Origin of the sequence: Bradyrhizobium sp. (assembly GCF_019244115.1) — a bacterium.
Classification (GTDB): domain Bacteria; phylum Pseudomonadota; class Alphaproteobacteria; order Rhizobiales; family Xanthobacteraceae; genus Bradyrhizobium.
Window position 1 is genome coordinate 1 of record NZ_JAFATE010000125.1, and the last position, 13,876, is coordinate 13,876.

The 13,876-nt window shown below is 63.6% G+C and carries 13 protein-coding genes and 1 pseudogene; 12 read left to right on the forward strand and 2 right to left on the reverse strand.

Annotation, left to right across the window (positions count from 1 at the left end):
- Window positions 1–538 (forward strand): dihydrofolate reductase family protein (locus JOZ76_RS05850; protein WP_291697680.1); only part of this gene is annotated, 538 nt, incomplete at its 5' end.
- Between the two features lie 203 nt (window positions 539–741).
- Here JOZ76_RS05850 and JOZ76_RS05855 read toward each other — a convergent pair.
- Window positions 742–1,878 (reverse strand): alpha-hydroxy acid oxidase, encoded by a 1,137-nt coding sequence (locus JOZ76_RS05855; RefSeq protein ID WP_291697681.1) that lies wholly within the window; start codon window positions 1,876–1,878, stop codon window positions 742–744.
- A gap of 118 nt (window positions 1,879–1,996) precedes the next feature.
- Here JOZ76_RS05855 and JOZ76_RS05860 point away from each other — a divergent pair, with 118 nt between their 5' ends.
- The 11 genes from JOZ76_RS05860 to JOZ76_RS05910 all read left to right on the forward strand — a co-directional run bounded on the left by JOZ76_RS05860 (window position 1,997) and on the right by JOZ76_RS05910 (window position 13,664).
- Entirely contained in the window at window positions 1,997–2,164 is a 168-nt protein-coding gene (locus tag JOZ76_RS05860; protein WP_291697682.1) for a hypothetical protein, read from the forward strand.
- Window positions 2,165–2,396: 232 nt separating this feature from the next.
- Window positions 2,397–3,743: a phosphoglucosamine mutase gene (gene glmM, locus JOZ76_RS05865; protein ID WP_291697683.1), complete on the forward strand. Its 1,347-nt coding sequence runs from the start codon at window positions 2,397–2,399 to the stop codon at window positions 3,741–3,743.
- Between the two features lie 126 nt (window positions 3,744–3,869).
- The gene (locus tag JOZ76_RS05870; RefSeq protein ID WP_291697684.1) at window positions 3,870–5,120 is read left to right on the forward strand and encodes an MFS transporter; all 1,251 of its coding nucleotides are present in this window, start codon (window positions 3,870–3,872) and stop codon (window positions 5,118–5,120) included.
- A gap of 190 nt (window positions 5,121–5,310) precedes the next feature.
- On the forward strand, window positions 5,311–6,144 hold the full coding sequence (locus JOZ76_RS05875; protein ID WP_291697685.1) for an outer membrane protein: 834 nt from the start codon (window positions 5,311–5,313) through the stop codon (window positions 6,142–6,144).
- Between the two features lie 193 nt (window positions 6,145–6,337).
- Window positions 6,338–7,162 (forward strand): outer membrane protein, encoded by an 825-nt coding sequence (locus tag JOZ76_RS05880; RefSeq protein ID WP_291697686.1) that lies wholly within the window; start codon window positions 6,338–6,340, stop codon window positions 7,160–7,162.
- A gap of 91 nt (window positions 7,163–7,253) precedes the next feature.
- Window positions 7,254–7,841, forward strand: a complete 588-nt coding sequence (locus tag JOZ76_RS05885; RefSeq protein ID WP_291697687.1) for a glutathione S-transferase family protein — start codon at window positions 7,254–7,256, stop codon at window positions 7,839–7,841.
- Window positions 7,842–7,857: 16 nt separating this feature from the next.
- A complete protein-coding gene (locus JOZ76_RS05890) occupies window positions 7,858–8,319 on the forward strand; it encodes a GNAT family N-acetyltransferase (protein ID WP_441299986.1) in 462 nt (153 codons plus the stop codon).
- A gap of 34 nt (window positions 8,320–8,353) precedes the next feature.
- Complete coding sequence (locus JOZ76_RS05895) at window positions 8,354–8,641, forward strand: hypothetical protein (protein WP_291697688.1); 288 nt, start codon at window positions 8,354–8,356, stop codon at window positions 8,639–8,641.
- A gap of 153 nt (window positions 8,642–8,794) precedes the next feature.
- Window positions 8,795–9,967 carry a phosphoserine transaminase gene (locus tag JOZ76_RS05900; protein ID WP_291697689.1) on the forward strand — a complete coding sequence of 391 codons (1,173 nt, stop codon included), beginning with the start codon at window positions 8,795–8,797 and terminating at the stop codon, window positions 9,965–9,967.
- 163 nt (window positions 9,968–10,130) lie between these two features.
- Window positions 10,131–11,720 carry a phosphoglycerate dehydrogenase gene (gene serA / locus JOZ76_RS05905; RefSeq protein ID WP_291697690.1) on the forward strand — a complete coding sequence of 530 codons (1,590 nt, stop codon included), beginning with the start codon at window positions 10,131–10,133 and terminating at the stop codon, window positions 11,718–11,720.
- Window positions 11,721–11,984: 264 nt separating this feature from the next.
- On the forward strand, window positions 11,985–13,664 hold the full coding sequence (locus JOZ76_RS05910) for a mucoidy inhibitor MuiA family protein (RefSeq protein ID WP_441299987.1): 1,680 nt from the start codon (window positions 11,985–11,987) through the stop codon (window positions 13,662–13,664).
- A gap of 63 nt (window positions 13,665–13,727) precedes the next feature.
- Here JOZ76_RS05910 and JOZ76_RS38140 read toward each other — a convergent pair.
- Window positions 13,728–13,876: pseudogene (locus JOZ76_RS38140) on the reverse strand (C-terminal binding protein); the annotation flags it as partial.

The following is a 13,876-nucleotide window of genomic DNA, read 5'->3' on the forward strand; positions in this document are numbered from 1 at the left end:
ATGGGCGTTTCCGACCCGCACCTTTCAGGCCATGTTCGGCAAGGAGGGTGGCACAACAGGCCCTGATGATGCTTTTGCCGCGCGTGGGTTCGACAATATCGGCGCCTGGATTCTCGGGCGAAACATGTTCACTCCGAGCCGCGGCCCGTGGCCGGACGATGGCTGGAAGGGCTGGTGGGGCGACAATCCGCCGTATCACGTTCCGGTGTTCGTGCTGACCCATTATCCGCGCGCCCCGCTGATGATGGAGGGCGGCACGACCTTTCACTTCGTGACCGGCAGTGTTCACGAGATCCTTGGACGCGCCGCCGAGGCAGCGAATGGAAAGGACGTGCGGCTCGGCGGCGGCGTCGCCACGCTGCGGCAATATCTGCGCGCAGGACTGGTCGATGAGATGCATCTTGCGATGGCGCCGATCCTGCTCGGCGCCGGCGAGCATCTGTTCGAAGGTCTGGATCTTTCTGCGCTCGGTTATGTCTGCACCGAGCATGTAGCGACGTCCGATGCCACGCATGTGGTCATCGGCAGACGAAAATAGCGCGTGCGCAATATGTCGGAGAAACGCTCAAGCGCGTCTGGTGAAAATGCCCCGTTATGTTCTTCGCCATCGTCCGGCTTGACCGGACGATCCAGTACGCCGCGGCCCATCGGCTCAAGCACAGCCGCCTCTGGAATACTGGGTCGCCCGGACAAGCCGGGCGACGACATCGGAGGGAGCGGATGCTCACTCCGCCAACCCTGCTAATCCGCGATCACCTTTTCATCGATCTCCGCAATGGTGTTGACGCCGCACAGGCCCATGGTCGTCAAAAGCTCGTTCTTGATGATGTCGATCGCCTTGGCGACGCCGGCTTGGCCGCCGGCGCCGACGCCGTAGGCATAGGCGCGGCCGATCATGCAGGATTTTGCGCCGAGTGCGAGCGCGCGCATCACGTCCTGGCCGGAGCGGATGCCGCCGTCGAACATCACCTCCAGGTGGGAGCCGACGCTGTCGACGATCTCGGGCAGCACCGCGATCGTGGAGGGCGCGCCGTCGAGCTGCCGTCCGCCGTGATTGGACACCACGATCGCCTGCGCGCCGGTTTTCGCAGCGATCTCCGCGTCCTCGACGTCCAAAATGCCCTTCAGGATCAGCTTGCCGGGCCAGATCGAGCGGATCCAGTCGACGTCCTTCCAGTTCAGCGAGGTGTCGAACTGCGTGCCGATCCAGGTCGACAGCGCGGTGATGTCATCGGTGCCCTTGAGGTGCCCCATTAGGTTGCCGAAGGTGCGGCGCTTGCCTTGCAGCACGCCGGAAACCCAGGCCGGCCTGGTGGCGAAATCGATCAGTTTTCCCAGCGACCATTCCGGCGGCACCGTCATGCCGTTCTTGATGTCGGCGTGGCGCTGGCCGATCACCTGCAGGTCGACGGTCAGAACCAGCGCGCTGCACTTGGCCGCAATGGCGCGCTCGATCAGCGACTTGATGAAGCCGCGGTCCTTCATCACGTAGAGCTGGAACCAGAACGGCTTTTCGACACTGGCCGCGATGTCCTCGATCGAGCAGATCGACATCGTGCTCTGCGTGAACGGGATGCCGGCGGCCTGCGCGGCGCGGCAGGCGTGAATCTCGCCGTCGCCATGCTGCATGCCAAGAAGGCCCACAGGGGCGAGGATCAGGGGGAGCGCCGCGGGCTCGCCCAAAATCGTCGTCGAAGGATCGCGCTTACTGACATCGACCAGGATGCGCTGGCGGAACCTGATCTTCTTGAGGTCAGAGCTGTTGGCCTGCAGCGTCTCCTCCGCGTAGGAGCCGCGGTCGGCATAATCGAAAAACGCCCGGGGCACGCGGCGCTTGTGCAGCGCGCGCAAGTCCTCGATGCAGGTGATGTGCTTCATGGAACGGTTCCCACCCTTCTCGCGTTCACGGCTGTTGTCGTCGTTGTTGTGCAGATAGCACGATTGAGCCGGCCGCCCAAAGCGGTGGAACCGGCGCATCCCCTTTGAGGAGGTTGGCATGGCCGGATCCGGTTCCAAGTCCAAGGACGAGAAAGACGACAAGAAGCGCCAAGTCGATTCGGCGCTCGACCAGGGGCTGGAGGAGAGCTTTCCTGCATCCGACCCGCCGAACCTCACCCAGCCACCGCCATCGAAGGGTGACAAGGCGGTCCACCGCAAAGATTGACCGCGGGTCTCCGTTTTAAACACGAGTAATCACAAAGGGTTATGTGCCGCATGGCAGGCGACGGCGGTAATGATTCATCATATTTTTTGAAGCCATGTTAGCGGTGATCCTATTATAACAGCCGACGCGCCGGTCTATTCGAGGTTGAAATCGGCACAGGCGGCGGTTGAAGGAACGTTCAACGCGGGCCGCCGGTTGGTCCGTCGCTTGAAGGGGCTTTGCTGGGGGTGACATGAGCCGCAACTATTTTGGAACGGACGGGATTCGTGGGCGCGCCAACGGCCTGATTACGCCGGAGCTCGCGCTCAAGGTCGGCCAGGCCGCGGGCCTGGTGTTCCAGCGCGGCGACCATCGCCACCGGGTCGTGATCGGCAAGGATACGCGGCTGTCCGGCTACATGATCGAATATGCGATGGTGGCCGGCTTTACCTCGGTCGGCATGGACGTGCTGCTGGTCGGCCCGATGCCGACGCCGGCGGTTGCCATGCTGACCAAGTCGATGCGCGCCGATCTCGGCGTGATGATCTCCGCCTCGCATAATCTGTTCGAGGACAACGGCATCAAACTGTTCGGCCCGCAGGGCTTCAAGCTCTCCGATGATGTCGAGAGGCAGATCGAGCAGCTGCTCGATGAGTCGCTGGAGAAGCGCCTGGCGCAGAGCGCAAGCCTCGGCCGCGCCCGCCGCATCGACGGCGTTCACGACCGCTACATCGAATTCGCCAAACGCACGCTGCCGCGCGATCTCTCCCTCGATGGCCTGCGCGTCGTGGTCGATTGCGCCAATGGCGCGGCCTACAAGGTGGTGCCTGAAGCGCTGTGGGAGCTCGGCGCCGATGTGATCGCGATCGGCGTCGATCCCGACGGCTTCAACATCAACAAGGAATGCGGCTCGACCGCGCCGGAGGCGCTGTGCCGCAAGGTGCGCGAGATGCGCGCCGACATCGGGATTGCGCTCGATGGCGATGCTGATCGCGTCATCCTGGTCGACGAGCGCGGCCATCTGGTCGATGGCGACCAGCTGCTCGCCGTGATCGCGCAGAGTTTCAAGGAAGACGGACGGCTGAAGCGGCCCGGCATCGTCGCGACCGTGATGTCGAATCTGGGCCTGGAGCGTTACCTGAAAGGGCAGGGCCTCGACCTCGTGCGCACGCCGGTCGGCGACCGCTATGTACTCGAGCGCATGCTCGCCGATGGCTACAATCTCGGTGGCGGGCGGTCGGTCCATATCATCCTGTCGGACTATGCGACCACCGGCGACGGTTTTGTCGCCGCGCTTCAGGTGCTCGCGGTCGTGCAGAAGCTCCGTCGGCCCGTGTCGGAGGTCTGCCACCGTTTTGATCCGCTGCCGCAGATTTTGAAGAACGTGCGCTATCGCAGCGGCAAGCCACTCGACGATGCCGAGGTAAAGTCGGCGATCGAAACCGGCGAGCAACGGCTCAACGGACATGGCCGGCTGCTGGTCCGCTCCTCCGGCACCGAGCCCGTGATCCGCGTGATGGGCGAGGGCGACGACCGCATCCTGGTCGAGGAGGTGGTCGATCACATCGTCTCGGCGCTCGGCCAGGCCGCGGCGGCGTGAGGCGCCGACCTCGAGCCGCCATGCAGGGCGAGGTGCATCGCTGCCATCGGCTGGCCGCAGTGGTCAGGACGGCAGAGCTCCCGTAGGACAGATTTCACGGTCAGCGATTCCTGCGGAAGTGCATCCTTGAACAAGCCCGTCGCAGTCTCGGAAGAGGTCTTGGCCACGCCGGTCGTCGCACCGGAGGTAGGGCCGCGCGCGGCCGGCGTGACGGGACCTGCCTATATCGTGCTCGCCGCCATCAGCGTCTCGCATTTCCTCAACGACACCATGCAGTCGCTGATCGCCTCCGTCTATCCGATCCTGAAGGACAATTATGCGCTCGATTTTGCGCAGATCGGGCTGATCACGCTGGCCTTCCAGTTCACCGCTTCGCTGCTGCAGCCGGTGGTCGGACATTTCACCGACAAGAAGGCACAGCCGTTTTCGCTCGCGATCGGGATGTCGTCGACCTTCTTCGGACCGTTGCTGCTCAGCGTCGCGCAGCAATATCTGGTGATCCTCATCGCGGCCGCGCTGGTCGGCCTTGGGTCTGCGGTGTTTCATCCGGAATCGGCGCGGATCGCCCGGCTCGCCTCCGGCGGCCGCTACGGTTTTGCGCAATCGGTGTTCCAGCTCGGCGGCAGCTTTGGCACCTCGATGGGACCGGTGCTGGCGGCCTTGATCGTCGTGCCGTTCGGGCAGGGCAGCATCGCCTGGTTCTCGTCAATCGCCTTCCTCGCCATCATCATCCTGTGGCGGATCGGGATGTGGTACAGGCCGCAGATCGCAACCAGGACGATGGTGCGGATCGAGCCGCATCCGGATGCGCCGAGTTCGCGCCGCGTCACGGTCGCGCTCTCGGTGCTGGTCGTCCTGCTGTTCTCAAAGCAGCTCTACGTGTCGAGCCTGTCGAGCTATTACATCTTCTATCTGATCGACAAGTTCGGCGTCTCGACCCAGGCTGCGCAGGCCTATCTGTTCGTCTTCCTCGCTGCCAATGCGGTCGGCGCCTTCCTCGGCGGTCCGCTGGGCGACCGGTTCGGCCGCAAGATCGTCATCTGGTTCTCGATCCTCGGCGCGCTGCCGTTCACGCTGGCGCTGCCCCATGCGGGCCTCGTCATGAGCGCGGTGCTTACCGTCTTCATCGGGCTCATCATCTCGTCGACGACGTCGTCGATCATCGTGTTCGCGCAGGAGCTGGTGCCGCACCGCTTCGGCATGATCTCCGGCGTGTTCTTCGGCGTGGCCTTCGGCATCGGCGGCTTGGGGGCCGCGGTGCTCGGCAAGCTCGCCGACCACACCTCGATCGCCTTCGTCTACCAGGTCTGCGCCTTCCTGCCGGCGATCGGCTTGCTTGCGGTCTTCCTGCCGAAGATGCCGCGCCACGCACGCTGACGCATCGTCAACACATTGTTAGCAATGGTAATCAGCTCTTGTCTGATCCGATCCAGCGAACGCTCAGAGAAAATCAACCTTAATAATTAGGGTTAAGTGCCGTTTAAGCATTTGATGAGATCGTTCGGCCTGAGGTTTCGATGTGAGGCTTTCGAAAAGCCCGCATCACGGGCAAAGAGGGCGAAGCCAAATGCGTAGAGTTTGTTTATTGATTGCCGGAACGTTGTCTCTGTGGTCGACGGCCACATTTGCTGCCGACATGCCGATCATGCCGCCGCCGGCCTATGCACCGCCGCCGCCGCAGGAATTCAGCGGCTGGTATCTGCGCGGCGACGTCGGCATGACCAACCAGAGCATCAAGTCGCTCAACAACCCCGATCCGAATGCCGTGCTCTTCACGCAGACCGGCGTCGGCTTCGACAGCTCGCCGCTGTTCGACATCGGTGTCGGCTATCAGTTCAACAACTGGTTCCGGGCCGACGTCACCGGTCAGTATCGCGGCCGCGCCAACTTCCACGGCTCGCAGTTCACCAATGTCTTCGCCGGTTCCGCGTTGGTCGACAACTACACCGGCGCGAAGTCGGAGACGGTCGTCATGCTCAACGGCTATGTCGATCTCGGCACCTGGTGGTGCATCACGCCCTATATCGGCGCGGGCGTCGGCGCGTCCTACAACCGCATTCACGATTTCCGCGACGATGGCTTCGGCAACACCTTTGGCGTGGCGCGGCCCGTGAGCTTCGTCTACGCCACTGATGCGGGCAAGTGGAACTTCGCCTGGGCGGTACACGCAGGTCTCGGCTACAAGGTCACCCCGAACGCGACGGTCGAGCTCGGCTACAGCTACATGAACCTCGGCGATGCGACGACCGGCACGAACTCGAACTTCGCCGGCACCACCACGGCGCAATTCCCGTGGACGATGCACGACATCACCTCGCACGATCTGAAGCTTGGCGTCCGCTGGAATCTCGACAACACGCCGGTCTATGCGCCGCCGCCGCCCCTGATCCGCAAGGGCTAGCCAAAGGCGGGCCGCTGATCGCTTGACCATCGTTGACGGCGCGGGTGTTTCCCGCGCCGTTTTCGTTTGCGCGCACGGATTCCGCGGCACGCATCGAAAGAAGCCGCCGATCAAGGCGTCGCGACAACCATTGGTTAAGGTTAACGGGCGATGATTGGCGCAGAAGTGGAACGTGTTCGATTGGAGCGTTGCGATGCGTGGAGTTGTGGTGGCGGCGATGATGCTTGGAGCGGTGTCCGGAGCGCGGGCTGCCGACCTCTCCGACCTTCCCATTCTTCGCGGCAGCGTCACCGAAGGCCTGACGACCTCGACGGTGAATTGGTCGGGCTTTTATGTCGGCGGCCAGGCCGGCTACGGCACCTCCGACATGAACTTCAAAGGTTCGACGCAGACGGTCGCGGCTCACCTGATGAGCGGCCTCGAAATGGAATCGGAGCAGCAGGTTTCGACCTGGCCGATCATGGGCAAGGTCTCGGCGCACGGCAACGGTTTTGGCGCCTTCTTCGGTTACAACGGCCAGTGGGATGACGTCGTCCTCAGCGGCGAGTTCAACTACATGCACGGCAAATTCGGCGGCACGCAGACCGACAGCATGACGCGGTTCTTCACGCTGAGCTCCGGCTATACCGACGATGTGACCTACCAGGGCACGGCGAAAATGGCGATCTCGGACATGGGGACGATCCGCGCCCGCGCCGGCTACGCGTTCGGTTCGTTTCTACCCTACATGTTCGGCGGTGTCGCGCTCGGGCAGGCGGATATCGTCAGGACCGCGCATATCTTCGGGAACCAGGTGAATGTGAATGCCGCGCCCGGCTTCCAGAACGTGCCGTTCGACGTCAGCGCGACCGACACCCAGAACAGTCATCTGATCTACGGCTATTCCGCGGGCCTCGGCATGGATGTCATGCTCGTCTCCTGCCTGTTCATGCGGGCTGAGTGGGAATACGTTCGCTTCACGTCGACCATCGACACCAGCATCAATACCGTGCGCGTCGGTCTCGGCTACAAGTTCTGATCCAACCGCAATCGAAGCCATCCAGGCACGCCGGTTGACATAAGCGGCCGTGCCTGTTGCTCTGTCGCTCGCCTCAAACGGGAGCGGGCAAATGAAAATCTATGGCGACAACAATTCCGGCAACTGCCTCAAGGTGAAGTGGGTGTGCGATCGTCTCGCGCTTCCCTACACCTGGATCGACATCGACATCATGAAGGGGGAAAGCCGCACCCCCGAATTCCTCGAGTTCAATCCCTGGGGCCAGGTGCCGACGGTCGTGCTCGACGGCGGCCGCGCGCTCGCGCAGTCCGCCGCGATCATCCGCTATCTGGGACGTGACAGCGATCTCATTCCGCAGGATGCCTTTGCCGCCGCCAAAATGGATGAGTGGCTGTTCTGGGAGCAGTACAGCCATGAGCCCTATGTCGCCGTGTGCCGCTTTCACCTCGTATATCTCGGCAAGGATCGCTCCGAGCTCGATCCCGAGAAGGTCCGGCGTGGCTATCTTGCCCTCGATCACATGGAGCGTCGCCTGCAAGCCGCGCGATTCCTGGTCGATACCTTCTCGCTGGCGGATATTGCGCTGCTCGCCTATACGCGCCTGGCGCATGAGGGCGGCTTTGAGCTCGGCCGCTACCCCTCGGTTCAGCGTTGGATCACCGACGTCGAAGCGCATCTTGGGCTGCCGCCGACGCATTGAGCGGGACGAAGAGATCATGACGATTTCGATTTCCATTCGCCGTGCCCGCCGCGACGATGTCGGCGCGATCGTCGGCATGCTGGCGGATGATGCACTCGGCCGCGCGCGCGAGCGGATCGAGGATCCGTTGCCTGCATCGTATTTCGACGCGTTCGACCGGGTCGATCGCGACCCCAATCTCGCGCTCGTCGTCGCGGAAGAGCAAGGCACCGTCGTCGGCTGCCTCCAGCTCTGCATCCTGCCGGGCCTCAGCTCGCAAGGTGCCTCGCGCGCGCTGATCGAGGACGTGCGCGTCGCCTCTGCCCGGCGCAGTCGCGGCATCGGCGAACAGCTCGTGCAATGGGCGATCGGCGAGGCGCGAGCCAGGAATTGCAAGCTCGTCGAACTGTTGACGCATCAGACCCGCGTCGATGCGCAGCGCTTCTACGCGCGTCTCGGCTTCCAACGCAGCCATGTCGGGATGACGATCCGGTTCTGAACCTGACCTGCGCGGCAATGCAGGGAGAACAGCCATGTCGGCCCTCAATCCTCTGACCGCGATCGCCGTTGTGGTGGCGACGGCCGCGACCGACGCCGTTTACGTGATGTTTACCTCGGCGGTGGTGGCGCGAAAGCGCGTCCCGGCGGCGACATGGAGCAGCATCTGGTACCTGCTCTCGTCCTTTGCGGTGATCAGCTATACCGAGAACTGGGTCTATGTGGCCTTCGCGGCGATCGGCTCATGGATCGGCGCCTTCGTCTCGATGACCTATCTGCATCGCCCGGGCGGCGGCACGCCGATCGGGGCTGCACCGGAATAGGCATCGTGCCGAACGCACGCTTACGTGTTTGTCCGGAGGTCGTGTCCGCATGCAAGGCCGCGGAAGCGTCTTGACGTGATGCGCCGATTCCCTTATGCACCGCGGCGGGACACCTCCCCCCAACGGGAGGCTTGCTATCTGGAAGGATAGATCATGACTGTGGCGAAGCCCGCTCGGCGGCCCATTGTGCCGCATTTCTCCTCCGGCCCCTGCGCCAAGCGCCCCGGCTGGAATGCCCAAAATCTTAAAGACGCAGCCCTCGGCCGCTCGCATCGCGCGAAGGTCGGCAAGGCCAAGCTGAAGCTCGCGATCGATTTGACGCGCGAAGTGCTCGGCGTCCCGACCGATTACCGCATCGGCATCGTGCCGGCGTCGGACACCGGCGCGGTCGAAATGGCGCTGTGGTCGCTGCTTGGTGCGCGCCCGGTCACGACGCTGGCTTGGGAATCCTTCGGCGAAGGCTGGGTCAGCGACATCGTCAAGGAATTGAAGCTCAAGGACGTCACCAAGCTGAACGCGGCTTACGGTGAAATCCCCGACCTTGCCAAGGTCGATCCGAACAGCGACATCGTCTTCACCTGGAACGGCACGACCTCGGGCGTGCGCGTGCCCAACGCCGACTGGATCAGCGCGACCCGCGAGGGCTTGACGATCTGCGACGCGACCTCGGCAGCCTTTGCCCAGGCGCTCGACTGGTCGAAGCTCGACGTGGTCACGTTCTCCTGGCAGAAGGCGCTGGGCGGCGAAGCCGCGCACGGCATGCTGATTCTCTCGCCGCGTGCCGTCGAGCGGCTCGAGACCTACAAGCCAGCCTGGCCGCTGCCAAAGATTTTTCGCATGACCAAGGGCGGCAAGCTCAACGAAGGCATCTTCGTCGGCGAGACCATCAACACGCCCTCGATGCTGTGCGTCGAGGATTATCTCGACGCGCTGAACTGGGGCAAATCGATCGGCGGGTTGAAGGCGCTGATCGCGCGTGCCGACGCCAACACAAAAGTGCTCGCCGACTGGAAGGCGAGGACGCCGTGGATCGAGTTCCTCGCCAGCGATCCCGCGATCCGCTCGAACACGTCGGTGTGCCTCAAGATCACGGATCCCGCGATCACCTCGCTGTCCGCTGACGCGCAGGCGGATTTCTGCAAGAAGCTGGTGGCGCTCGTGGAGAAGGAAGGCGCGGGCTTTGACTTCGCGCACTACCGCGATGCGCCCGCGGGCCTGCGGATCTGGTGCGGCGCGACCGTCGAGGCCAGGGACATCGAACTGCTGACACAGTGGATCGACTGGGCGTTTGTCGAGACCAAGGCGCAACTTCCGAAGGCTGCGTAACTCTTCGCCTTCCCTCGAGCGAGAGTCGATCAATCCTGCGTGTCGGGCTGGAGCGAACGTCGTTCCAGTCCGGCGTCCGATCTAGTCCACAATGATCACTTCACCCCCACTCCGGCGCTTGGCGCCGTCCCTCCCCGTGCAAGGGAGGGTGGAGGAACTCACAATGACCAAACCAAAGGTTCTCATCTCCGATGCGCTGTCGCCCGCCGCCGTCCAGATCTTCAAGGACCGCGGCGTCGAGGTCGATTTCCAGCCCAATCTCGGCAAGGACAAGGACAAGCTCGCCGAGATCATCGGCGATTATGACGGGCTTGCGATCCGTTCCGCCACCAAAGCGACCGCCAAGATCATTGAGAAGGCGAAGCGGCTGAAGGTGATCGGCCGGGCCGGCATCGGCGTCGACAATGTCGAGATTCCTGCCGCGACCGCGAAGGGCATCATTGTGATGAACACGCCGTTCGGCAATTCGATCACGACCGCCGAGCACGCCATCACCCTGATGCTGGCACTGGCGCGCGAGATTCCGCAGGCGGACGCCTCGACCCAAGCCGGCAAATGGGAGAAGAACCGCTTCATGGGCGTCGAGATCACCGGCAAGACGCTTGGCGTGATCGGCTGCGGCAATATCGGCTCGATCGTCGCCGATCGTGCCCAAGGCCTGAAGATGAGGGTGATCGGCTATGATCCCTTCCTGTCGCCGGAGCGCGCAAGGGATCTCGGAGTCGAGAAGGTTGAGCTCGACGAATTGTTCAGGCGTGCGGATTTCATCACGCTGCATACCCCGCTCACCGACAAGACGCGGAACATCATCGACGCGACAGCACTCGCCAAGATGAAGAAGGGCGTGCGCCTCATCAATTGCGCCCGCGGCGGCCTGGTCGACGAGCAGGCGCTGCTCGATGCGCTTAATGCCAAGCATGTCGCCGGCGCGGCCTTCGACGTGTTCGTCGAGGAGCCGGCCACCAAGAACGTGCTGTTCGGCCATCCCAACGTGATCTGCACCCCGCATCTCGGCGCCTCTACCACCGAGGCGCAGGAAAATGTGGCGCTGCAGGTCGCCGAGCAGATGTCGGATTATCTGCTGTCCGGCGCCATCTCCAACGCCATCAACTTTCCCTCGATCACGGCGGAAGAGGCGCCGAAGCTGAAGCCATTCATCGAACTCGCGGAAAAGCTCGGCTCCTTTGCCGGCCAGCTCACCGAGACCGGAATCCTGAAAGTTCAGATCACCTATGAGGGCCATGTCGCGGAGATGAAGATCAAGGCGCTGACCTCGGCGGTGCTGTCGGGCCTGCTGCGGCCGATGCTGGGCGAGGTCAACGTCGTCTCCGCGCCTGTTGTCGCCAAGGAGCGCGGCATGGTGGTCGACGAGGTCGTGCGCGCGGCGCAAAGCGATTATGAAAGCTTGATCACGGTCACTGTGGCGACCGAGCGGCAGGAGCGCTCGGTGTCGGGCACCGTCTATCACGACGGCAAGCCGCGCCTCGTCGACATCAAGGGCATCCGTGTCGATGCCGAATTCGGCAAGTCGATGATCTACGTCACCAACGAGGACAAGCCCGGCTTCATCGGCAAGTTCGCGGGCCTGTTGGGTGATGCAAAGATCAATATCGCGACCTTCCATCTCGGCCGGGTCAAGCAGGGTGGGGACGCCATCGCGCTGGTCGAAGTCGACGGCGTCGTGCCCGCTGAGGTGCTCGCCAAGGTGCAAGCCCTGCCGCAGGTCAAGCAGGCCAAGGCGCTGGCGTTCTAAGCGCCCAACTGCCGATCATTTTCCTTTCCTCTCCCCGAAGCGGGAGAGGAAACAGGGCCATCCGTTCATGTAGCTTACGAAGATGAACGGAATCCGAGTGCGATCCCACGGCGTCACTGGCATCGCATGTCGCGGTCGCACTGCTTTTCCAACATTTCGATCGAACCTGATCCTTCGTCCCAGCGTCTCAGTCTGGATGGGGCGGGGTTCGGTCGCGCGGGTGCGGGCGATCGTGCGCGCATAGTTGGGAGCATTGTTATGCGAATGGGAAACTATCTTGTCACGACGTGTCTGGTGCTTGGCGCCGCGGTGTCGCCCGCGACGCGGGTCCAGGCGGCCGACCTGAATACGGCCTCAGCAATCGATGCGGTCACGGTCTTCCCGGACGGGGCGAGCATCACGCGAGTCGTCACGCTCGACCTTCCCGCGGGCGACACCACCGTCGTAGCGAAAGATTTTCCACTTGCCTTGGACAAGTCCTCATTGCGCGTGGAGGGAGAGGCCGGAACAAAACTCGCGATCGGCGCGATCGATGCACGACCGCCGCGGGCCGCACCGCCGGTGGACCTGCCGGAGCTCGACAAGAAGATCGAAGCGCTGAAAGACGCGCGCGCCGATCTCGATGGGGCGATCGCATCCGCCACCGCGAGGCGCAAATTCGCCGAGCGTTTTGCCGATGCCTCGCCCGCCGGTCTCGGCGAAAAGGGCGAGGCGCGTCCGCTCGCCGAATGGCGCGCGGCCTTTTCGGCAGTCGGCGAGGAAGTCGCTGCCGCGGACACAGTGATCCGCGATGCGGAGCGCAAGCAGCGCGAGATCGAACGCGAGATCGCGCGGCTTCAGCAGGATCGTGCCGCCAAGCCGCCAAGCAAGCTCGAGGTCCGCATCGAACTTGCGTCCACGGAGGCAACCCGGGCCACCCTGCGGGTGACCTATGCGGTGAGCCATGCCAGCTGGACGCCGCTCTACGATGCGCGGCTCGATAGCGGAAGCAGGGACCGCAAGGCTGCGCTGGAACTGGTGCGCCGCGCCGAGATCACGCAGTCGACCGGCGAAGACTGGATCAATGTCGCGCTTGCCGTCTCTACGGTTCGCGTCGGGCGCGGCGGCAGCGCGCCCGAGCTGGGGTCGCTGATTGCGCAATATCCGCCGCCGCCGCTGCCGAAAAAGGCGGACGCTTTTTCCCCGGTGGAGATGGACAAGCGGTCGCGGCACATGGAGCTTGCTCCGGCGGCTCCCTCATCGGCGGCAATGCCGTCGGCGGCGCCGGCGCAGCGCGCCGACGAGCAGCAGGCCGCCGCCGATGTCTCGGGCTTCCAGGTGACCTTCAACATTCCCGGGCGCGTCAGCCTCGGTGCGAGCGAGGGCGCCAAGAGCCTGCGCATTTCCTCGGCCCAGATCGCGCCGGATCTTGCCATCCGCGCCGCGCCCGTGATCGATCCCACCGCGTTCCTCGAAGCGAGTTTCAAGCAGACCGAGGACGCGCCGCTATTGCCGGGGCAGGTTGCGATTTATCGCGACGGCGCCTTCGTCGGCCGCGGCAAGATGGATGCGGCGAGCAAGGATGAGACGGTGCATCTCGGGTTCGGCGCCGACGACAAGGTCAAGATCGAACGCAGCGTGGTCAAGCGCAGCGAAGGCTCGACCGGCCTGATCGTGACGACATCGAAAACCGACGAACGGTCGTTCAAAACCAGCGTTCGCAACGCTCATGATTTCCCGATCCGCGTTGCGATTCAGGACCAGGTGCCGGTCAGCGAAAACGACGAAATCCAGGTCGAGATGCTGCCCGCCACGACCCCGCCGACCGCAAGCAACGTCAACGACAAACGCGGCGTACTGGAATGGACTTTTGAGGCCAAGCCCGGCGAAGCCAGGGACATCGCCTTTGCCTGGCGTGTGCGCTGGCCGAAGGACAAGGGCGTGGTCGTGGTCCCGGCGGGCTGATCGGCCCCGGCACGCTTGATGACCTCTCCCCCGCGGGCTGTCAAACGGGGAGGGGGAGAACTGTTAGCTGTTCGGGCCGCGGTCCATGCCGACCGGCTGCCAGCGCTTCAGCTGTGTGTTCTGCAGCACCGCCGGGTTGACGCAGGAGACCGGCCACATGCCCTGCAGCACCAGCGACAATTCATAGCCGACACGGCGCTTGCGCGCTTCGT